Here is a 22028-nt window from a genome sequence, read left to right on the forward strand (position 1 = left end):
GAGCGCAGCATGCGCAGCAAGATCGTGCTGACCGCCTTCGTCGTGTTCGGCTTCGTACTCGCCGGTTGCAATACCGTGGCGGGCATGGGCAAGGACATGTCGCGAGCCGGCAACGCCATCACCAACGCCGCCGACAAATGATCGTCCGGCCCAGGTGATAAAAAAGCCCCTTGAGCGATCAAGGGGCTTTTTCTTTGGCTTGGCGGCGTGGGGGGGGGGGGGTTACAACACATCCCCCGCGTAGTCCGCCAGGCGCGAGCGTTCGCCGCGCTGCAGGGTCACGTGGCCCGAATGCGGCCAGCCCTTGAAGCGGTCGACCACGAACGTCAGGCCCGAGCTGCCTTCGGTCAGGTAGGGCGTATCGATCTGGGCGATGTTGCCCAGGCAGATCACCTTGGTGCCGGGGCCGGCGCGGGTCACCAGCGTCTTCATCTGCTTGGGCGTCAGGTTCTGGGCCTCGTCGATGATCAGGTACTTGTTCAGGAAGGTGCGGCCGCGCATGAAGTTCAGCGACTTGACCTTGATGCGCGAACGGATCAGGTCCATGGTGGCGGCGCGCCCCCAGTCCCCGTTGCCTTCGCCTTCGCCCATGTTCAGCACGTCGAGGTTGTCTTCCAGCGCCCCCATCCAGGGCAGCATCTTTTCTTCCTCGGTGCCGGGCAGGAAGCCGATGTCTTCACCGACGGGCACCGTGACGCGGGTCATGATGATCTCGGTGTAGCGCTTGGTCTCCAGCACCTGGGTGATGCCGGCCGCCAGCGCCAGCAGCGTCTTGCCCGTGCCCGCCTGGCCCAGCAGCGACACGAAGTCGCATTCCGGGTTCATCAGCAGGTTCATGGCGAAGTTCTGCTCGCGGTTGCGGGCGGTGATGCCCCAGACGTTGTTCTTGCCGTGGGTGTAGTCGCGCAGCGTCGCCAGCACCGCCATCTTGCCGCTGACCTCGCGCACCTGGGCATACAGGGGCATCTGGCCTTCGAAGTAGACGAACTGGTTGACCACGAACTGCGAACACAGGGGGCCGTGGATGCGGTAGAAGGTGGTGCCGCCCTGTTGCCAGGATTCGACGTCCTTGCCGTGCTTGTTCCAGAAGTCCTCGGGCAACTGCATCACGCCCGAGTACATCAGGTCCGAGTCTTCCAGGACATGGTCGTTGAAGTAGTCTTCCGCGGCCATGCCCAGCGCGCGCGCCTTCAGGCGCATGTTGATGTCCTTGGACACCAGCACGACTTCGCGCTGCGGGTATTTTTCCTGCAGGGCCCGCACCACGCCCAGGATCTGGTTGTCGGCCTTGCCCATGGGCAGGTCCGACGGCAGGGTGCTGTGGATGGCGGTGGTCTGGAACATCAGGCGCCCGGTGGCGTCCTTGTTGCCCAGCTTGGCCAGCTCCAGGCCGTCTTCGAGCTGGGTCGCGTCCTGCACCAGCGCGTCGAGCGAACGGCTGACCTGGCGGGCGTTGCGCGCCACTTCCGACATGCCCTTTTTCTGGTGGTCCAGCTCTTCGAGCGTCATCATCGGCAGGAAGATGTCGTGCTCTTCGAAGCGGAACAGCGAGCTGGGGTCGTGCAGCAGCACGTTGGTGTCCAGCACGAACAGCTTGCGCGGCGCGTTCTGGGCGCGCGTCTTGGCGCGCTTGGCCGGGGCCGGGGTGGCCTTGGCCTGGCGCGCGGGGGCGGCAGGCGCCGGCGCGGCCGGCGGCGGGGGCGGAACCTGGCGGGCCGGGATCTGCGCCTTGCGGCCCGGCGCGCCGATACCGTCGAGTTCGGGCTGCACCAGCAGCTCGTCCTCGTCGTCTTCGGCCAGGGCGGCCTGGGTATTCGACCGCGCAGCGGCGGTCTTGGTCGTGCGGGCCTGCGCCCGGGCGTTATCGCCCGAGGGGAAGGTCAGGATGGCTGCGGGGCGGGTGGGCAACTTCGGAAGCGGCATATGCGTCACTCTCCAGTATGGGCCGGCTATGGCACCTGACGGGTATTCCTGTGCACGGCTTAACCGATGCTCTTGGCGGCCTGCAGGACTTCCTTGGCGTGGTTCGGGACCTTCACCCCGCGCCACTCCTGCACCAGCACGCCATAAGCGTCGATCAGAAAGGTGCTGCGCTCGATGCCGCGCACCTGCTTGCCGTACATGTTCTTCTGCTTGATGACGCCGTACAGATTGCACACGGTTTCGTCGGCGTCGGAGATGAGAGGGAAAGGAAGCTCGTACTTGGCCTTGAAGTTCTCGTGCGACTTCAGCGAGTCGCGCGAGATCCCGACCACCACGGCGCTGGCCGACAGAAAGTCGGCGTGCAGGTCGCGGAAATCCTGGCTCTCGGTGGTGCAGCCAGGCGTGTTGTCCTTGGGGTAAAAGTACAGAATCACGGCGCGGCCCTGGCATTGCTCCAGGCTGATCGGACCAATGGTGCTTTCAGCGGTGAACAGCGGGGCGGGTTTGCCTATGATCGGCATCATGTCTGGGGTTCTCCGTTGGGGGGGATGAGGGCGACGACGACGCGCCGGCCCTCCGCCATCAGGATGTTGTAGGTGCGCGAGGCGGCGTGGGTGTCCATGATTTCCACGCCGATGCCCGCCGCCAACAGGGGACGCAGCACTTCGGGGCGCAGGAACTGTTGCCGGCCGCCCGTGCCCACCAGCAGCACTTCCGGCGCATTGGCCGGGCGGCTGGGGGTGGCTTCGGGTTCGTCCAGGAACGCCAACGGGTCGCGGACGGGTTCGGACAATCCGGCCGCCTGACGCAAGAGGGTGGGGGTGATGTCGGCCGGCGACTCAACGGGCCAATGGGTAACTTCGCCTTCGGGGCCAAAAGCGACCGAGGAGGAAAAACGTACCTGGTTGACCTCGATATAACCGTCACCGTAGGCGGTGACGGTATTCAGAGCGGCCGTCGCAGGATCGGTATGCAGCTTCAATAAATACTCCGGCTTTATGGCTCCGATAATAGCGCATCAGGATGGCGGCATGTTGCATGGTTTCCACTGCGAAATTGGGGGCTTTTCCGCCCAATTTGCCGCCCAGGCGTCCTTGCGCTAGATTACAGGGTTTTGCTGCGCCGCAAACGTGTGCTGGCGCGGCTTTTGAGCCCGTTTCCCCTTCGCGCCCTCGCGCCCTGGATTTTTGCCCCTTCGCCCCCTAAGGATTCCCATCATGAGGAAGTTCTCTCGCATTGAGCGTTTGCCCCCGTACGTTTTCAACATTACCGGCGAGCTCAAGATGGCGGCCCGTCGGCGCGGCGAGGACATCATCGACATGTCGATGGGCAATCCGGACGGCGCCACCCCCAAGCACATCGTCGACAAGATGGTCGAGGCGACCATCCGCCCGACCACCCACGGCTACTCGGTGTCCAAGGGCATCCCGCGCCTGCGCAAGGCCATCTGTGACTGGTACCAGCGCCGTTACGCGGTCGAGCTCGACCCCGATTCCGAAGCCATCGTCACCATCGGTTCCAAGGAAGGCCTGGCGCACTTGATGCTGGCCACCCTGGACCGCGGCGACACCGTGCTGGTGCCCAACCCCAGCTACCCGATCCACATCTACGGCGCGGTCATCGCCGGCGCCAACATCCGCTCCGTGCGCATGACGCCGGGCGTGGACTTCTTCGAGGAACTCGAGCGCGCCGTGCGCGAATCGATCCCCAAGCCCAAGATGATGGTGCTGGGCTTTCCCAGCAACCCGACCGCCCAGTGCGTCGACCTGTCGTTCTTCGAGCGCGTGGTGGCCCTGGCCAAGGAACACGACATCCTGGTGGTGCACGACCTGGCCTACGCCGACATCACCTTCGACGGCTATGTCGCCCCCTCGATCATGCAGGTGCCCGGCGCGCGCGATGTCGCGGTCGAGTTCTTCACCATGAGCAAGAGCTACAACATGGCGGGCTGGCGCATCGGCTACATGGTCGGCAACCGCGAGCTGGTCGGCGCGCTGGCGCGCATCAAGAGCTATCACGACTACGGTACGTTCACGCCGATCCAGGTGGCCTCGATCGCCGCCCTGGATGGCCCGCAGGACTGCGTGAACGAGATCGTGGCGCAGTACCAAAGCCGCCGCGACGTGCTCGCGCGCGGTCTGCACGAAGCAGGTTGGAATGTGGAAATTCCCAAGGCGTCCATGTACATCTGGGCGCAGATCCCCGAACCCTACCGGGCAATGGGCTCTTTGGAGTTTGCCAAGCGCGTCCTGTCGGATGCGAAAGTGGCCGTGTCCCCCGGGATCGGCTTCGGCGAGTATGGCGACGAATACGTGCGCTTCGCTCTTATCGAAAACGAGCAGCGCACCCGCCAGGCGGTGCGCGGCATCAAGGATATGTTCCGCAAGGACGGGTTGCTCTAGGTCCACCCCCGAAGCGCCTGCGGCGCTTCCCCCTCGAGGGGGCATGCCTGCGGACCGGCGGAGCCGGATCCGCGGCATCCCGATTCCGGGGCACCCGTTTCTTGCGTGGCTTGCGTGGCGTAGCGCCCGCATTATGGAGAACTGAAATGAATTCCCCTCAACGCCCGTCCGCCGAGGGCGCCGCGATGAATCCCATGAAAGTGGGCCTGCTGGGCCTGGGCGTGGTCGGCGGCGGCACCTGGACGGTGCTGTCGCGCAATGCGGAAGAGATCGCGCGCCGCGCCGGTCGCCGCATTGAAGTGACCCGCGCCGCCGTGCGCGATGTGCCCAAGGCGCGCGCCCGCGTCGGCGACACGTTGCCCGTGGACACCGACGTGCACGCGCTGGTGCGCGATCCCGAGATCGACATCGTGGTCGAGCTGATCGGCGGCGACACCCTGGCGCGCGAGCTGGTGCTGGAAGCCATCGCCAACGGCAAGCACGTGGTCACCGCCAACAAGGCGCTGCTGGCCAAGCATGGCAACGAGATCTTCGCCGCGGCGTCCGAGCGCGGCGTGATGGTGGCCTTCGAAGCCGCCGTCGCCGGCGGCATCCCCATCATCAAGGCCATCCGCGAAGGCCTGACCGCCAACCGCATCCAGTGGGTCGCCGGCATCATCAACGGCACCACCAATTTCATCCTGTCCGAGATGCGCTCGCGCGGCCTGCCGTTCGCCGACGTGCTGGCCGAAGCCCAGCGCCTGGGCTATGCCGAAGCCGATCCCACGTTCGACGTGGAAGGCGTCGACGCCGCGCACAAGCTGACGCTGCTGGCCTCGCTGGCCTTTGGCGTGCCGGTGCAATTCGACCGCGCCTACATCGAGGGCATCTCGCAACTGGCCGCCGAAGACATCGAGCACGCCGAGCGCCTGGGCTACCGCATCAAGCTGCTGGGCATCACCAAGCGCCGCGCCGATGGCATCGAGCTGCGCGTGCACCCGGCGCTGGTGCCGGCAGAGCGCCTGCTGGCCAATGTCGAAGGCGCGATGAACGCGGTGCTGGTCAAGGGCGACGCCGTCGGCCCGACGCTGTACTACGGCCAGGGCGCCGGCGAAGAGCCGACCGCCTCGGCGGTGGTGGCCGACCTGGTCGACGTGACCCGCCTGCACACCGCCGATCCGGGCAACCGCGTGCCGCACCTGGCGTTCCAGCCGGACGCCATGTCCGACACGCCGATCCTGCCGATCGAGCAGGTCAGCACGTCGTACTACCTGCGCCTGCGCGTGGACGACCAGCCGGGCGTGCTGGCCGACATCGCGCGCCTCCTGGCCGACCGCTCGATCTCGATCGGGTCGATGATCCAGCAGCCCTCGCACATCGGCGGCGCGGACATCATCTTCCTGACGCACGAGGCGGTGGAAGGCAACGTCAACCAGGCCATCGAGCGCATCGAGGCCTTGCCGTTCGTCCGTTCCAAGGTCACGCGCCTGCGCGTGGAACACCTGGTATGACGGAGGCCCACCCCCGAAGCGCCTGCGGCGCTTCCCCCTCAAGGGGGCGCCGGCGGCGGCCCGGCGGAGCCGGCTCCGCGCGGCCGGGCTTGGTCGGTCCCAGTGCATTGTGGAGTCAATGACATGAACTACATTTCTACGCGGGGGGGCATGGCGCCCCTGCCGTTCTCCGACATCCTGCTCGAAGGGCTGGCGCCGGACGGCGGGCTGGCCGTGCCGGAACAACTGCCGCAGATTTCGGCGGAGACGCTGGAATCGTGGCGCGGCCTGCCGTACGCCGACCTGGCGTTCGAAGTGCTGTCGCGCTTTGCCACCGACATCCCGGCCGAGGACCTGCGCCGCCTGACCCGCGCCGCCTACACCCCGCAGATCTTCAACAGCGAAGACATCGTCCCGCTGCGTCCGCTGAACGACGGCCTGTCGCTGCTGGGACTGTCCGAAGGCCCGACGCTGGCCTTCAAGGACATGGCCATGCAGTTCCTGGGCCAGGTGTTCGAGTACGTGCTGACCAAGCGAGGCACCACGCTCAACATCGTCGGCGCGACCTCGGGCGACACCGGCTCGGCGGCCGAGTACGCGCTGCGCGGCAAGCACGGCGTGGCCGTGTTCATGCTGTCGCCGCACGGCCGCATGAGCGCGTTCCAGCGCGCCCAGATGTACTCGCTGCAGGACGAGAACATCCACAACATCGCCGTGCGCGGCGTGTTCGACGAAGCACAGGACATCGTCAAGGCGCTGGCCGGCGACCTGGCCTTCAAGGCCAAGTACCGCCTGGGCGCGGTCAACTCGATCAACTGGGCGCGCATCGCCGCCCAGGTCGTGTACTACTTCCACGGCTGGCTGCGAGCCACCGACAAGCCGGGCCAACAGGTCTCGTTCACGGTGCCCTCGGGCAACTTCGGCAACATCCTGTCGGGCCACATCGCCCGCGGCATGGGCCTGCCGGTGCGCCACCTGGTGCTCGCCACCAACGAGAACAACGTGCTGGAAGAATTCTTCCGCACCGGCGTTTACCGTCCGCGTCCGGCCGAGCAGACCTACGCCACCTCCAGCCCGTCGATGGACATCTCGCGCGCCTCGAACTTCGAGCGCTTCATCTTCGACCTGGTGGGCCGCGACGCCGGCCGCGTCAAGGCGCTGTGGGCCGACATGGCGCGCGACGGTTTCTTCGACCTGTCGGCGCTCAAGCCGGAATTCGAGGCGCAGTACGGCTTCGTCTCGGGCGCCAGCACGCACGAAGACCGCCTGGCCACGATCCGCTCGCTCTACGACGAGACCGGCGTGCTGGTCGACCCGCACACCGCCGATGGCGTCAAGGTCGCGCGCGAGCATGTCGAACCCGGCGTGCCGATGCTGGTGCTGGAAACGGCCTTGCCGGCCAAGTTTTCGGAAACCATCGAGGCCGCGCTGGGCCGTCCGGCCACGCCGCCGGGCAACCTGGCCAACCTGGAATCCTTGCCGCAGCGCGTCGAAGTCATGGACTGCGATGCCGCCGCCGTGCGCCGCTACATCGAGGCCCACGCCAAGGTGTAAAAGCAGCTTGCGGTTGTATGGGGTTGCAACCCCTCGCGGTGTGAGCCGCGAGGGGTTTTTTACGTTCTCACGCATTTTGGCCACATGCGGTCACTTTTTCCGGACGCGCATCCGATACAGTGATTCCACCATTCACACTCGGAGAACACGCCCATGAACCTGAAGACCATGACGTTGGCCCTGGTGGTGACCGGAGTAGGGGTGCTGGCCGGATGCTCGTCGCCCTCGGTTATTCAGCAACGGGACGGGACCTCGACCGTGACGCCCGACACGCCGACCTATGACAAGAAGTCCGGCATGTACGAGTACGACAAGGACGGCAAGAAGGTCCAGATCAACAAGGACGATGTGAAATCCATCGAAGAGGTCAAGTAGCCCTTCGCCGCATCCTGACGAAAAAAAGCCCCGGTTCGCGCCGGGGCTTTTTGTTTGGGCGGACCAGGCTTACTTGCCCGCGTCCTCGGCGTGGTAGCGGCCCACGCGCTCGACTTCGTTCTTCGAGCCCAGGATCACGCTGACGCGCTGGTGCAGCTTGTCGGGCTGGATGTCCATGATGCGCTGGGTGCCGTTGATCGAGGCGCCGCCGGCCTGCTCGATGAGGAAGCTCATCGGGTTGGCCTCATACATCAGGCGCAGCTTGCCGGCCTTGCCCGGTTCGCGCGCGTCCCAGGGGTACATGAAGATGCCGCCGCGGGTCAGGATGCGATGCACGTCGGCCACCATCGAGGCGATCCAGCGCATGTTGTAGTCCTTGCCCAGGGGGCCGGTGGCGCCGGCCAGGCAATCGTCGATGTAGCGCTTGACCGGGGGTGCCCAGTGGCGCATGTTCGACATGTTGATGGCGAATTCCTTGGTGTCCTCGGGCACGCGGATGTTCTCGTGGGTCAGCACCCACGAACCCATTTCGCGGTCCAGCGTGAAGCCCACCACGCCGTTGCCGATGGTCAGCACCAGCATGGTCTGCGGGCCGTAGACGGCGTAGCCGGCCACCACCTGCTTGTTGCCCGGCTGCAGGAAGTCGGCTTCACAGACCGGCGCGCCCGACACGTCGTGGGGGGCGTGCAGCACCGAGAAGATGGTGCCGATCGACACGTTCACGTCGATGTTCGACGAGCCGTCCAGGGGATCGAACAGCAGCAGGTATTCGCCCTTGGGGTAGCGGTTCGGAATCAGGTGGATGGTTTCCATCTCTTCCGAGGCCATGGCCGCCAGGTGGCCGCCCCATTCGTTGGCTTCGAGCAGGATCTCGTTGGACAGCACGTCCAGCTTCTTCTGCACTTCGCCCTGCACGTTCTCGCTTTCGAGGCTGCCCAGGACGCCGCCGAGCGCGCCCTTGCTGACCGCGTGGCTGATCGCCTTGCAGGCGCGCGCCACGACTTCGATGAGCAGCCGCACTTCGGGGGCCAGGGCCTGCGCGGAGCGTTGCTGCTCCACCAGGTATTGGGTAAGTGTTTTACGTTTCAAAAGGTTCTCCCTATGCTGCGAATTCTAAAGCCTTGGATACGATTTCCTGCACGTTGCGCGACAGCCCTTCGTGGCCGCGCACCCGCTGCAGGGCTTCCTGCATCGGGCCGCGCAGGGCGGGCACGTAGCGTGACCAGTTGTCCAGCGCGCGCGCCAGGCGCGCGGCGATCTCGGGGTTGAGGGCGTCCAGCGCCAGCACCTGGTCGGCCCAGAAGGTGTAGCCCGAGCCGTCCGGGTGGTGCATGCCGCGGGCATTGTTCAGGCAGAACTGGAAAATCAGCGCGCGCGCCCGGTTCGGGTTGCGCAGCGTGAATGCCGGGTGCGTCATCAGGTCGCGCGCGGTCTGCACCGTGGTGTAGCGCGCCGCCGCCTGCAGCGCGAACCACTTGTCCACCACCAGCGCATTGTCGCGCCACTTGTCGTAGAACGCGGCCAGCGCCTGCTGCGGGAACTCACCCTGGCCATAGTTGATCAGGGCCGACAGCGCCGCCATGCTGTCGGTCATGTTGCCGGCGTGTTCGTATTGCTGCTCGGCCAGGCGCTGCGCCTCGTGCTCGCCGGCGGCCATCAGGTGGCTGAGCGCCAGGTTCTTCAGGCCGCGCTTGCCGGCCGGGACCGGCGCGGGGCTGTATTCCCCCGGCGTCTGGTTGGCGTCGAAGGCCTGGCGGAATTCCGCCGCCAGTTGCCGGCCCAGCTCGGCGCGCAGGAAGTCGCGCGCCACCGCCAGCGCCGGCGGGTCGACGGCCTGCATGCGCTCGGCCAGGGTCTTTTCCGACGGCAGCGCCAGGGCGCGGGCGCGGTAGGCGGCGTCCAGCGCCGGGTCGGTCAGCAGCGCGCGCCAGGCGGCGATGAAGGCCGGGTCGGCGTGCAGTGTGCGGCCGGCCTGGCGCGCCTCGGCCAGCGCCAGGATCTGGCGGGTGGCCAGTTCCTGGCCGGCTTCCCAGCGCGCGAAGGGGTTGCCGTCGTGGGCCGACAGCAGCGCCAGTTCCTCGTCGGTCCAGTCGTAATCGACGATTACGGGCGCGGAAAAATCGCGCAGCAGCGACGGCACCGGCATCTCGTCGATGCCGTCGAAATGCCATTGCTGGGTCTGCGTGGTCAGTTCCAGCAGCGCCGTGTCGTGTTCCGCGCCGTCCAGGCGCAGGGGCAGGGCGCGGCCATCGCGGTCCAGCAGGCCGATGGCGAAGGGGATGTGATACGGCGCCTTGACGAAGCCCGCGGGGGCCTTTTTCTCGACGCCGACCGGCTGGCATTCCTGCGACAGCGTCACGGTGCAGCGGCGCGCGGCGGCGTCATGCGTCAGCTTGACCGTCACGCGCGGCGTGCCGGCCTGGCGGTACCAATTGCGGAACACGGACAGGTCGCGGCCCGGGTGCTGGCGCGCATAGACCGACTCCATGGCGGCGACGAAGTCGTCGCAGGTCACGGCCTGGCCGTCGTGGCGGCGGAAATATTCGTCCATGCCGGCGCGAAAACCCGCTTCGCCCAGCAGCGTGTGCTGCATGCGGATGACCTCGGCGCCTTTCTCGTACACCGTGGCCGTATAGAAATTGCCGATTTCCTGGTAGCTGTCGGGGCGGATCGGGTGGGCCATCGGGCCCGCGTCCTCGGGGAACTGCGCGGCGCGCAGCGTCACCACGTCGTCGATGCGCTTGACCGCGCGGGCGCTGGCGGCGGCGGTCTCGTCCATGTCCTGCGCCATCATGTCGGCGCTGAACTCCTGGTCGCGGAACACCGTCAGGCCTTCCTTCAGGCTCAGCTGGAACCAGTCGCGGCAGGTGACGCGGTTGCCGGTCCAGTTGTGGAAATACTCGTGGCCGATGACCGATTCAATGCCTTCGTAATTGGCGTCCGTGGCGGTATCCGCGTCGGCCAGCACGTAGGCGGCATTGAAAATGTTCAGGCCCTTGTTCTCCATCGCGCCCATATTGAAATCATGGACGGCAACGACCATGAAGCGGTCCAGGTCGAGTTCCAGGCCGAAACGGGTTTCGTCCCAGCGCAACGCGCGCACCAGGGAGTCCAGCGCCCATTCGGTCTTGGTCTCGGCGCCCGGGTCGCTGTAGACCTGCAACAGCACGTCGCGGCCGCTGGCGGTCTTGACCGTGGTTTCGCGGTGGGTCAGGTTGCCGCCCACCAGCGCGAACAGATAGCAGGGCTTGGGGAACGGGTCTTCCCATTCGACCTCGTTGCGGCCGTCGGGCAGCTGGCGCGAGGCGACCAGGTTGCCGTTGGACAGCAGCACCGGGTAGGCCGGCTCGGCGCGCAGGGTCACGCGATAGCGCGACATGACATCGGGGCGATCGGCGAACCAGGTGATGCGGCGAAAGCCCTCGGCTTCGCACTGCGTGAAGAAATTGCCGCCCGAGACATACAGGCCCATCAGCGTGGAGTTGGCCGAAGGCTTGCAGCGGCTGACGATCTCCACGGTGGCTTCGGCGGGCAGGCCATACAGCGCCAGGCTGTGTTCGGACAGGTGGAAACGGTCGGCCGGCAGCGCCTGGCCATCCACCCCTACCGAGACGAGTTCCAGCTCTTCGCCATCCAGCACCAGCGCGGCGTCGGCGCTGGCGTCGGCCTTGCGCCGGACCTGCATGACGCAGCGCACCTCGGTGCTGTCGGGCGCCAGGTCGAAGGCCAGGGAGACCTGCGGGATGTCGTAGGGGTAGGGCTGGTAATCCTTGCGGTATACGGTAACGGGCGTGTCTGTGCGCATGGGATTGCAGTCCTGTATGAACGAGAGTCCTATTGTAGTGTCAGGCCTGGCGGGCGCAGGACCCGGGCGCTCCCGCCAGGCGTAAACTTTCCGCGGCCCGCGCGGTCAAAGCTCAGTATGATGGGCGCCGTCGCGCAATGAGGAGTTGCAAATGTTTCGTTCTTCCCCGTTCAATACCGGCCGTTGGGCCGCCGTCCTGGCTGTTTTGGGGGCGCTGGTGCTGAGCGGATGCGCCACGCCCACCGTGTCGGCGCGCGTCACCTCCTTCCAGCAGTGGCCGACGGGCGTCGAAGGCCAGACTTACCAATTCGTGCCGGCCGAACCGTCGCAAGCCAATAATCTCGAATACCAGTCCTACCAGGACATGGTGCGCGCCGGCATCGGCGCCACCGGGTTGGTGGAAGCCCAGCCGGGCGCCAAGGGCCGCTTCGATGTCTCGTTCCGTTATGGCACGAGCCAGACCCAGGTGATGGTGCGGCGTCCGTATGACCCGTATTTCAACGGCGGCTATGGCTATGGCGGTTTCTACGGTCCGCGGCCCTGGGGCGGCTACTACGGCTATTGGGGCCCGGACTGGGTCGACGTGCCCATGGTGGTCCAGCGCAACACGCTCACGCTGCAGATCCACGACAGCCAGCGCGGCGGGGCCGAGGTCTACCGTTCCAGCGCCTTCATACTCAGCGAGCGGGACAACTTCGTGCGGATGATGCCGTATCTGGTGCGTGCAATATTTGACGGATTTCCGGGAAATAATGGCGCCGAACGCGAAATCCAATTCCCGGTCCAGTAGTTTTTGCCACGCCAAAAGGCAGTCGTAAAATAAAAAAGGCGCACCAAAATGGTGCGCCTTTTATTTTTTCTTACTGAATAATAGGTTTTATTCTTTGATAAGAAAACTGTCGCGCGTGGCGCCGGATGCTTCTTCGGCGGCGAGCCAGCGGGGGGCCTTGCCACGACCGCTCCAGGTCTCCCCGGTTTGGGGATGACGGTACTTGGGGGCAACGGCGCGTTTGGCGGCGTTGGCCGGGCGGACAGCGGCGCCAGCCTTGCGGCGGCCGCTGGTGGCGGGGCGGACGGGCTTGCCGGCGCCAAAGGCGGCGGCGATTTCTTCGGGGGTGATGTCGTACTCGCGCATCGACGTGATGATCGAGGCGATGACCGGTTTGCGGCGCTTGGTTTGGAGGACTTCAGCCTTCTTTTGGAGCTTGTTGATTTCCTTTTCGATCTTTGCTTGCAGAGCTGCGTAGGTTTCTCGGGCCATGGTTATTCCTGATTATGGAACTGCTTTAATCGCCGGCGGAGTTATGTTTATTTGTTGTGCTTCGCATAATACAGAAGTTGACGCCCCTTTGCCGCTGTCCTGGCCTAATTACTTTGTATCAAAACGGCCGGAAAGTCTTTAGGCTAGCGGGTTTGCGCTATGAACAAGTATTGGGAATGATATTCTCAAATTTGGGACTAAATGAAACAAACGCCCCTTTGGTTCATGGGGCGGACGAATGCAACATCCCGTGTTGGAAAATGCACGTTTTTGTTTCACGAAGCGAGCGGATGCGCATAAGTTGACCTCTTTTCAGGGGTTAGTAAGCTTTGCTTTTTGGTATGGCGGGGCATTCCCATCGCTAATGCGCGAGTTTCAACCGGTGGTAGGACGACCGGCTCCAACCCGCATGGCGCGCGGGTTTCCAGGGGTATGCGGATTTTCATTCCCATCCATCGAGAACGGTATGCACGCCCTTTTGCGCGGGACATTTTTGTGCCATTTTCATTTTGTTGTCGAGTTGTATGACAAGTTCGACGCATTGGTCTGGCAAGCGTGCTGGCCACTCCGGCCGACGAGCAATCGGCCCGGCGCCCGGGCAAAGGTTATTTTGCAAGAGGCGCCACCGCAGTTTGGGACCGGTCCCCAATTGGTTAACTTGATAGACAATATTCGGCGGCCGCGACGCCACCCCCGTGTCGGCGGTACGATAGAGCCTTGAGCGTCATGGCTGCCGCGTTCGTCGCGCCGGCGCCCCCGAACAGAGTCCTATGAAAATCATCGATCCCGCTATTGCATCCCTGGCCACCGCCAAATCGCTCCTGCTCGACCCGTGGGGGTTGACCGAGGCCGACATGGCGCGCGCCCTGGGCGAAATCTTCACCCACAAGGTCGACTACGCCGATCTGTATTTCCAGTACACCCGCAGCGAGGGCTGGAGCCTGGAAGAGGGCATCGTCAAGACCGGCAGTTTCTCGATCAGCCAGGGCGTCGGCGTGCGCGCCGTCAGCGGCGAGAAAACCGCGTTCGCCTATTCCGATTCGCTTTCCGCCGAGGCCCTGCTGTCGTCGGCCCACGCGGTGCGCGGCATTGCCCGCCGCGGCGCCGGCAAGGTCAAGGTGGCGGCGCAGGTCGAGGCCGAAATGGGCCGCAGCCTGTATGCCGACATCGATCCCGTGGCGACCCTGAGCGCCCCCGAGAAAGTCGCGCTGCTCGAACGCGTCGAACGCATGGCGCGGGCCCGCGATCCGCACGTGATCCAGGTCATGGCCGGCCTGGGCGCCGAGTATGACGTGGTGCTGGTGGCCGGCAGCGACGGCCGCCTGGCCGCCGACGTGCGCCCGCTGGTGCGCCTGTCGCTGACCGTCATCGCCGAACGCAATGGCCGCCGCGAAATGGGCCATGCCGGCGGCGGTGGCCGCCTGGGGCTGGCGTATTTCACGGACGAAATGCTGCAGGGCTACGTCGAGCGCGCCGTGCACGAAGCCATGGTCAACCTGGAGGCGCGTCCGGCGCCCGCCGGCGAAATGACGGTGGTGCTGGGTTCGGGCTGGCCCGGCATCCTGCTGCACGAAGCCGTCGGCCACGGCCTGGAAGGCGATTTCAACCGCAAGGGTTCCAGCGTGTTCTCGGGCCGCATCGGCGAGCGCGTCGCCTCCAAGGGCGTGACGGTGGTCGACGACGGCACCATTCCCGATCGCCGCGGTTCGCTCAATATCGACGACGAGGGCAACGCCACCCAGCGCAACGTGCTGATCGAGGACGGCATCCTGCGCGGCTACATGCAGGACACGCTGAACGCGCGCCTGATGAAGACCGCGGCCACCGGCAACGGCCGCCGCGAATCGTTCGCGCACCTGCCGATGCCGCGCATGACCAATACCTACATGCTGGCCGGCGACAAGGCGCCCGAGGAAATCATCTCGTCCGTCAAGCGCGGCCTGTATGCGGCCAATTTCGGCGGCGGTCAGGTCGACATCACCAACGGCAAGTTCGTGTTCTCGGCCTCCGAGGCCTACATGATCGAGGACGGCAAGATCACGTATCCGGTCAAGGGCGCGACGCTGATCGGCAACGGCCCCGACGCCATGACCCGCGTCAGCATGATCGGCGACGACCTGAAGCTGGATTCGGGCGTGGGCACGTGCGGCAAGGACGGCCAGAGCGTGCCGGTGGGCGTGGGCATGCCCACCGTCCGCATGGAAGGCCTGACCGTTGGCGGCACGGCCTGACGGCAGACCCGCCGCCGGCAGGGGCCGCCATGCCGCGTCGCAAACCGGCGTGACGGCCCGAAAAAATTGTGCTAGAGTCTTTTCCCATGAAATTCGCTTCCCCCGCCTTTTATTTTTATTTTTTTGGTTTTCTGAAGCCGCTGGCGGAGGAAGGGAAGCGCTCAATCTGAAGTTTGGAAAGAATCCCCCCAAAAAAGCCGCCAGCGAACTGGCGGCTTTTTTTGTGCCGTCAGCTTGAGGAACACCCCGGGATGCATCCCGGTGGCGGGAAACCCAGGAGCAGTACCGTGTCACACAATACCGACGACCTTCGCATCCGAGAAATCAAAGAGCTGAATCCGCCCGCGCACGTCATGCGTGAGTTCGCGTGCACCAAGGAAGCTTCCGACACCGTGTTCGCCGCCCGCCAGTCGATGCACCGCATCCTGCACGGCATGGACGACCGCATGATCGTCGTGATCGGCCCGTGTTCGATCCATGACACCCGCGCCGCGATCGAATACGCCAAGCGCCTGAAGCCGGTGCGCGACCGCCTCAGCGCGGACCTGGAAATCGTGATGCGCGTGTATTTCGAGAAGCCCCGCACCACGGTCGGTTGGAAGGGGCTGATCAACGATCCGGACCTGGACGGCAGCTTCGACATCAACAAGGGCGTGCGCGTGGCGCGCGAACTGCTGCTGGACATCAACAGCCTGGGATTGCCGGCGGGGTGCGAATTCCTGGACATGATTACGCCGCAATACATCGCGGACCTGGTCTCCTGGGGGGCGATCGGCGCGCGCACGACGGAGAGCCAGGTGCATCGCGAACTGGCATCCGGCCTGTCGTGTCCGGTGGGTTTCAAGAACGGCACGGACGGCAATGTGAAGATCGCCGTGGACGCGATCAAGGCGGCGTCGCAGCCGCACCATTTCCTGTCGGTGACCAAGGGCGGGCATTCGGCCATCGTCTCGACCGCGGGCAACGAAGACTGTCACGTCATCCTGCGCGGCGGCAAGACGCCGAACTACGATGCCGCCAGCGTCGACGCGGCCTGCCAGGACATGTCCAAGGCCGGCCTGGCGCAACGCATCATGATCGACGCCAGCCACGCCAACAGCAGCAAGAAGCCCGAGAACCAGCCGCTGGTGATCGAGGACGTGGCGCGCCAGATGGAAGCCGGCGACGCGCGCCTGGTCGGCGTGATGGTCGAAAGCCATCTGCTGGGCGGCCGCCAGGACATGGTGCCGGGCGAACCGCTGGTCTACGGCCAGAGCATCACCGACGGCTGCATCGACTGGGACGCTTCGGTTGCCGTGCTCGAGCGCCTGGCGCACGCCGTGCGTGAACGCCGCCGCGTCGCGCTGACCTCCGGCAAGTAAGCGTGCCGGCCGCGGGCCGCCCCCATGCGGGCGGTTTGCGGCGCAGCAAGGCGGGCGGCGTAGAATAGTTGGATTCCCCCATCCGAGAACCCGCTCATCATGAACGCTCCCTTGCACGCTGAATCGTTGCGCCGCGCGGTGCCGGCCGCCTGTCTCGAGGCCCTGCGCGCCCGTTTCGGCGACCGTTTCTCCGAATCCGCCGCGGTGCGCGAGCACCATGGCCGCGACGAGTCGCCGTATCCGGCGATGCTGCCCGATGCCGTGGTCTTCGCCCAGAGCACCGAGGAAGTCGCCGAGGTCGCCAAGCTCTGCAACGAACACCGCGTGCCGCTGATTCCGTACGGCGCGGGTTCGTCGCTGGAAGGCCACATCCTGGCGATCCAGGGCGGCATCAGCCTGGACCTGTCGCAGATGAACAAGGTGCTGGCCGTCAACGCCGAAGACCTGACCGCCACCGTGCAGGCGGGCGTGCTGCGCAAGCAGCTCAATGAAGAGATCCGCAGCACCGGCCTGTTCTTCCCGATCGATCCGGGCGCCGACGCCAGCCTGGGCGGCATGGCCGCCACGCGCGCCTCCGGCACCAATGCCGTGCGCTACGGCACCATGCGCGAGAACGTCATGTCGCTGACCGTGGTCACCGCCGACGGCCGCATCGTGCGCACCGCCGGCCGCGCCCGCAAGTCGTCGGCCGGCTACGACCTGACCCGCATCTTCGTGGGCAGCGAAGGCACGCTGGGCATCATCACCGAAGTCACCGTGCGCCTGTACCCGCAGCCCGAGGCCGTGTCGGCCGCGGTCTGCAACTTCCCCACGCTCGACGCCGCGGTGCAGAGCGTGATCGAGATCATCCAGATGGGCGTGCAGATCGCGCGCGTCGAGTTCATGGACGCGGCCAGCGTGCGCGCGGTCAACCTGCACAGCAAGCTGACGCTGCGCGAGACGCCGCTGCTGGTGTTCGAATTCCACGGCAGCCCGGCCGGCGTGCAGGAACAGGCCGAGACCGTGCAGGCCATCACCGCCGAACACGGCGGCATGGACTTCGAGTGGGCCGAGCGTCCCGAGGACCGCAGCCGCCTGTGGACCGCGCGCCACAACGCCTATTTCGCCGGCTTGCAATTGCGCCCGGGATGCCGCGCCAGCACCACCGACGTCTGCGTGCCGATCTCGCGCCTGGCCGACTGCGTGCGCGACACGGTCGAGGAACTGGACCGCGCCAGCTTCCCGTACACCATCGTCGGCCACGTCGGCGACGGCAACTTCCACGTGCTGATGCTGCTGGACGCCGACAGCGAGCGCGAATGGCAGGAATCCGAGACCATCAACCACAACCTGGTGCGCCGGGCCATCGCGGCCGACGGCACCTGCACCGGCGAGCACGGCGTCGGCCTGCACAAGATGCAGTTCATGGCCGAGGAACACGGCGATGACGCGCTGGATCTGATGCGCAGTCTCAAGCACGCGTTCGATCCGAACAACATCCTCAACCCGGGCAAGATCGTGTCCTGGTAAGCCGTCCGCAGGGGCGCGACGAAAAAGCCGGCGGGGCGACCCGCCGGCTTTTTTTTCGACGGGAGGAACAAGCGGACCCGCGCGGCTGACAAGCGTTCCCAGCGGATGGGAATGAGGGTGGCGCACGAGCGGACGCACACTTGTCCATCCCGCGCGAAGGGGCTTTACGGCTGGTTACGTCTGCGCCGTCGCGCGGCCGTTGGATGTACGCAGGATGCGGGTAAATCCCGGCCTGCGTCCAACCAGCGGTCGCGCTATTGTTGCGCTCATGAATTCACTGGTCGAAACCGGCCTGGCACACGCGCAGGCGCCTTATTCGTTGCAGCAACTCGTCGAGGCGTTGTCGGCCGCGCTGCCGTCGCATTGCGTGTTGTTCCGCGAAGAAGACACGCGGCCCTACGAGTGCGATGGCCTGTCCTTGTACCGGGCGCTGCCCGCGGTGGTGGCCCTGCCGGAGACCGAGGAGCAGGTGCAGGCGGTGATGCGCATCTGCAAGCGCCTGAATGCGCCGCTGGTGGCGCGCGGCGCCGGCACCGGCCTGTCGGGCGGCGCCATGCCGCACAGCCAGGGCGTGCTGCTGGGCCTGTCCAAATTCAACCGCATCAAGCACATCGACCTGGCCAGCGCGACCGCGGTGGTCGAGCCGGGCGTGCGCAACCTGGCCATTTCGGAAGCGGCATCGCCTTACGGGCTGTACTACGCGCCGGATCCCTCCAGCCAGATCGCCTGTTCGATCGGCGGCAACGTCGCCGAGAATTCGGGCGGCGTGCATTGCCTGAAGTACGGGCTGACGGTGCACAACGTGCTGCGGGTGCGCATGGTCACCATCGACGGCGACGTGGTCGAGCTCGGGTCCGAGGCGCCGGATGCGCCGGGGCTGGATCTGCTGTCGGTGTTCATCGGATCGGAAGGCATGCTGGGCGTGGTGACCGAAGTCACTGTCAAGCTGATCCCCAAGCCGGCCTGCGCCCAGGTGGTGATGGCCAGCTTCGCGAGCGTCGAGGCCGCCGGCAATGCGGTGACGCAGGTGATCGCCGACGGCATCATTCCGGCCGGGCTGGAGATGATGGACCGGCGCGCGACGCACATGGTCGAGCCCTTCGTGCGCGCCGGCTACGACATGGACGCGCAAGCCATCCTGCTGTGCGAGTCCGATGGCACGCCCGAGGAAGTGGCGCACGAGATCGCGCGCATGGAAGCCATCTTCCGCGCGGCGGGCTCGACCCGCTGCCAGGTGTCGGCGTCGGAGGCCGAGCGGCTCAAATTCTGGGCGGGACGCAAGAACGCGTTTCCCGCCGCGGGGCGCGTGTCGCCCGATTACTACTGCATGGACGGCACGATTCCGCGCCGTCATCTCGCCCGGGTGCTGGGCGCCATCGAGCAAATGGAAGACGAGTTTGGCCTGCGCTGCGCCAACGTGTTCCATGCGGGCGATGGCAACCTGCATCCGTTGATCCTGTTCGATTCGAATAAACCGGACGAAGTGGAACGCGCCGAGAAATTCGGCGCGGCCATACTCGAACTGTGCGTGCAGGTAGGAGGAACCGTGACTGGAGAGCACGGTGTGGGAATGGAGAAAATAAATCAAATGTGCGTGCAATTCTCTCGCGAAGAACTCGACGCGTTCCTGGCGGTCAAGCGGGCATTCGATCCGCCGTGCCTGCTCAATCCCGAAAAGGTCATACCTACGCTGGCCCGCTGCGCTGAATACGGCAAGATGCACGTACACGCGGGCGAGCTGCGCTTCCCGGATCTCGCACGCTTCTAGGACGTCCCTCTCATGGATTTCGTCCTGTCGGAATTGTGCGACCAGGTCATGACGGCTCGCGCCGGTCACAAGCCGCTGTTCGTCATGGGCGGCGGCAGCAAGGCGTTCTACGGCAACTACCGGCCGGTGACGCCGCAGGATGGCCATTGCCTGCTGGACATGACCCCGTATCGCGGCATCGTCAGCTATCACCCGTCCGAACTGGTGGTGACGGTCAGGGCGGGCACGCCGTTGGCCGAACTGGAGGCGGCGCTGGCCGAGCACGGCCAGATGCTGGCCTTCGAACCCCCGCATTTTTCGCCCGCCGCCACCGTCGGCGGCTGCGTGGCCGCGGGCCTGTCGGGGCCGCGCCGCATGAGCGCGGGCGCCTTGCGTGACTTCGTGCTGGGAGCGCGGCTGCTGGATTCCGACGGCCGGGTGCTGTCGTTCGGCGGCGAGGTCATGAAGAACGTGGCCGGCTACGACGTGTCGCGGCTGCTGGCCGGATCGCACGGCATCTTCGGCGCGATCCTGGAAGTGTCGCTCAAGGTCGTGCCCAGGCCGATGGAAGAATTGACGCTGGCGCTGCCGGCGACGCAGGCCCAGGCGCTGGCCAGTTTCGCGCTGTGGCGCGGCAAGCCCCTGCCGATTTCGGCGACCAGCTGGGTCGGCGGCGCCGACGAGGAAGGCCGGATGCATGTGCGCCTGTCGGGCGCGCCGCCGGCCATCACCAGCGCGCGCCAGGTGATCGGCGGCGATCCGCTGGCGCCGGATGCGGCGCAGGCCTGGTGGACCGGTTTGCGTGAACAGACCCATGCCTTCTTCGCGCCGGGCCGGCCGCTCTGGCGCCTGGCGTTGCCGCCCACCGCGGCCGCGCTGGGCAGCGGGCAGGCCCTGGTGGAGTGGGGCGGCGGCCAGCGCTGGCTGTCGGGGGCGCAGGACGCCGCCGAGCTGCGCGAACTGGCGCAACGGCTGGGCGGCCATGCGACGCTGTTCCGTCCGGCCGGCACGCGGCCGCCGGCCGATGGCGTGTTCCATCCGCTGTCGCCGGGCGTGGCGCTGATCACGCGCCGCCTCAAGCAAGAACTCGATCCGGCGGGGTTGTTCAACCCCGGCCGGCTGGTCCTGGAGCTATAGGCATCATGCAAACCAATCTGGCAGCCTGGGCCCGCGATACCGATCTGGGCAAAGAGGCCGACGCGATCCTGCGGCGCTGCGTGCATTGCGGCTTCTGCACGGCCACCTGTCCCACCTACCAGGTGCTGGGCGACGAGCTCGACAGCCCAAGCGGCCGCATCTACCTCATCAAGCAGGTGCTGGAAGGCGCCGAGCCGACCCAGTCGACCCAGCAGCATCTGGACCGCTGCCTGACCTGCCGCAATTGCGAGACCACCTGCCCGTCGGGCGTGGAGTACGGGCACCTGGTGGACATCGGCCGCCAGATCGTCGAAGAGCGGGTGCCGCGGCCCTGGGCCGAGAAGGCCAAGCGCAAGATGCTGCGCCGGGCGATGCTGTCGCCGCTGTTCGGACCCGCCATGCGCCTGGGGCAGGCGGTGCGCGGCGTGTTGCCGGAATCGCTCAAGCGCAAGGTGCCCGAGCGGCGTCCGGCCGGCGCGCTGCCGCAGGTGGAAGGCCACACGCGGCAGGTGCTGATGCTGGCCGGTTGCGTGCAGCCGTCGATGATGCCGTCGATCGACGCCGCCACCATCCGCGTGCTCAACGCCATCGGCATCGGCGCGCGCATCGCGCCCGGCGCGGGTTGCTGCGGCGCGGCCAGTTTCCACCTGGATGCGCAGGCGGCCGCGCTGGACCAGATGCGCGCCAATGTGGACGCGTGGTGGCCGCTGGTGCGCGACGGCGCGGTCGAGGCCATCGTCATGAACGCGTCGGGCTGCGGCGCCATGGTCAAGGAATACGCCCATCACCTGCGCCACGATCCGGCCTACGCGCAGCGCGCCGCGGACATCGTGGCGCTGGTGAAGGACGTGGCGGAAATCGTCGCGCCGCAGGCCGGGGAACTGCGCCAGCGGCTGGCGGGCAACCCGATGCGGGCCGCGTTCCATCCGCCCTGCACGCTGCAGCACTGGCAGGGCCTGCGGCCCTTGTCGGAGCGGTTGCTCGCGGACCTGGGCTTCGAGCTGCAGCCATTCGCCGAACAGCACCTGTGCTGCGGCTCGGCCGGCGCCTATTCGGTGCTCAACCCGGAGATCGCCCTGGCGCTGCGCGACCGCAAGCTGGGCGCGATCGCCCCGGCCGCGCCGGACGTGATCCTGTCGGCCAACATCGGCTGCATCGGCCATTTGCAGAGCGGCACCGGCACGCCCGTGCGGCACTGGATCGAAGTGGTGGACGAGCAGCTGGCCCGCGCCTAGGGCGGGCCGCGACGTAGCG

The 22028-nt window shown here is 66.2% G+C and carries 19 protein-coding genes; 13 read left to right on the top strand and 6 right to left on the bottom strand.

All coding sequences use genetic code 11. From position 1 onward, the window contains the following. Positions 1-9 precede the first annotated feature (9 nt). On the top strand, positions 10-141 hold the full coding sequence (locus AC1HFW_RS02110) for an entericidin A/B family lipoprotein (protein ID WP_006388428.1): 132 nt from the start codon (positions 10-12) through the stop codon (positions 139-141). 81 nt (positions 142-222) lie between these two features. Here the strand turns inward: AC1HFW_RS02110 and AC1HFW_RS02115 are convergent, their stop codons facing one another. From AC1HFW_RS02115 to AC1HFW_RS02125, 3 genes are read right to left on the bottom strand one after another with little or no spacing between them, the layout of a single operon-like run. Then, positions 223-1923: a PhoH family protein gene (locus AC1HFW_RS02115; RefSeq protein ID WP_006393772.1), complete on the bottom strand. Its 1701-nt coding sequence runs from the start codon at positions 1921-1923 to the stop codon at positions 223-225. 59 nt (positions 1924-1982) lie between these two features. Beyond that, positions 1983-2447 carry a peroxiredoxin gene (locus tag AC1HFW_RS02120; RefSeq protein WP_025140314.1) on the bottom strand — a complete coding sequence of 155 codons (465 nt, stop codon included), beginning with the start codon at positions 2445-2447 and terminating at the stop codon, positions 1983-1985. After that, positions 2444-2905, bottom strand: a complete 462-nt coding sequence (locus tag AC1HFW_RS02125; protein ID WP_006393774.1) for an Mth938-like domain-containing protein — start codon at positions 2903-2905, stop codon at positions 2444-2446. Before AC1HFW_RS02125 ends, AC1HFW_RS02120 begins: the two co-directional genes overlap by 4 nt. Positions 2906-3140: 235 nt before the next feature. Here AC1HFW_RS02125 and alaC point away from each other — a divergent pair, with 235 nt between their 5' ends. The 4 genes from alaC to AC1HFW_RS02145 all read left to right on the top strand — a co-directional run bounded on the left by alaC (position 3141) and on the right by AC1HFW_RS02145 (position 7723). After that, on the top strand, positions 3141-4325 hold the full coding sequence (gene alaC / locus AC1HFW_RS02130; RefSeq protein WP_006393775.1) for an alanine transaminase: 1185 nt from the start codon (positions 3141-3143) through the stop codon (positions 4323-4325). 185 nt (positions 4326-4510) lie between these two features. Then, a complete protein-coding gene (locus AC1HFW_RS02135; protein ID WP_061072036.1) occupies positions 4511-5815 on the top strand; it encodes a homoserine dehydrogenase in 1305 nt (434 codons plus the stop codon). Between the two features lie 123 nt (positions 5816-5938). Next, positions 5939-7348 (top strand): threonine synthase, encoded by a 1410-nt coding sequence (gene thrC, locus AC1HFW_RS02140; protein WP_479281603.1) that lies wholly within the window; start codon positions 5939-5941, stop codon positions 7346-7348. 153 nt (positions 7349-7501) lie between these two features. Beyond that, complete coding sequence (locus AC1HFW_RS02145) at positions 7502-7723, top strand: YgdI/YgdR family lipoprotein (RefSeq protein WP_006393778.1); 222 nt, start codon at positions 7502-7504, stop codon at positions 7721-7723. Between the two features lie 69 nt (positions 7724-7792). Here the strand turns inward: AC1HFW_RS02145 and AC1HFW_RS02150 are convergent, their stop codons facing one another. Together AC1HFW_RS02150 and pepN are read right to left on the bottom strand one after the other, a co-directional pair. Continuing rightward, positions 7793-8812, bottom strand: a complete 1020-nt coding sequence (locus tag AC1HFW_RS02150; RefSeq protein WP_006393779.1) for a class 1 fructose-bisphosphatase — start codon at positions 8810-8812, stop codon at positions 7793-7795. A gap of 10 nt (positions 8813-8822) precedes the next feature. Continuing rightward, complete coding sequence (pepN, locus tag AC1HFW_RS02155) at positions 8823-11528, bottom strand: aminopeptidase N (RefSeq protein ID WP_479281604.1); 2706 nt, start codon at positions 11526-11528, stop codon at positions 8823-8825. Positions 11529-11679: 151 nt separating this feature from the next. On the opposite strand from pepN, the gene AC1HFW_RS02160 reads away from it, so the two are divergent. Next, positions 11680-12318 (top strand): DUF4136 domain-containing protein, encoded by a 639-nt coding sequence (locus AC1HFW_RS02160; protein ID WP_006393781.1) that lies wholly within the window; start codon positions 11680-11682, stop codon positions 12316-12318. Between the two features lie 87 nt (positions 12319-12405). On the opposite strand, the gene AC1HFW_RS02165 is transcribed toward AC1HFW_RS02160, so the two are convergent. After that, positions 12406-12789, bottom strand: a complete 384-nt coding sequence (locus AC1HFW_RS02165; protein WP_006393782.1) for an H-NS histone family protein — start codon at positions 12787-12789, stop codon at positions 12406-12408. 770 nt (positions 12790-13559) lie between these two features. On the opposite strand from AC1HFW_RS02165, the gene tldD reads away from it, so the two are divergent. From tldD to glcF, 7 genes are all read left to right on the top strand, one after another. After that, positions 13560-15020, top strand: coding sequence for a metalloprotease TldD (tldD, locus tag AC1HFW_RS02170; protein WP_061072033.1), 1461 nt, complete (start codon positions 13560-13562; stop codon positions 15018-15020). Between the two features lie 49 nt (positions 15021-15069). Beyond that, entirely contained in the window at positions 15070-15258 is a 189-nt protein-coding gene (locus AC1HFW_RS02175) for a hypothetical protein (RefSeq protein WP_146075465.1), read from the top strand. A 13-nt stretch (positions 15259-15271) separates the two neighbouring features. Next, positions 15272-16381, top strand: a complete 1110-nt coding sequence (gene aroG / locus AC1HFW_RS02180; RefSeq protein WP_061072032.1) for a 3-deoxy-7-phosphoheptulonate synthase AroG — start codon at positions 15272-15274, stop codon at positions 16379-16381. A gap of 99 nt (positions 16382-16480) precedes the next feature. After that, entirely contained in the window at positions 16481-17890 is a 1410-nt protein-coding gene (locus AC1HFW_RS02185; RefSeq protein WP_479281605.1) for an FAD-binding oxidoreductase, read from the top strand. Positions 17891-18158: 268 nt separating this feature from the next. Then, positions 18159-19658: an FAD-linked oxidase C-terminal domain-containing protein gene (locus AC1HFW_RS02190; RefSeq protein ID WP_006393786.1), complete on the top strand. Its 1500-nt coding sequence runs from the start codon at positions 18159-18161 to the stop codon at positions 19656-19658. 12 nt (positions 19659-19670) lie between these two features. Further along, positions 19671-20774 (top strand): glycolate oxidase subunit GlcE, encoded by a 1104-nt coding sequence (gene glcE, locus AC1HFW_RS02195; protein WP_479281606.1) that lies wholly within the window; start codon positions 19671-19673, stop codon positions 20772-20774. Between the two features lie 5 nt (positions 20775-20779). Beyond that, positions 20780-22009, top strand: a complete 1230-nt coding sequence (glcF, locus tag AC1HFW_RS02200) for a glycolate oxidase subunit GlcF (protein ID WP_479281607.1) — start codon at positions 20780-20782, stop codon at positions 22007-22009. Positions 22010-22028: the final 19 nt, after the last annotated feature.

The sequence above is a fragment of the Achromobacter sp. ISS7 genome, assembly GCF_056523125.1.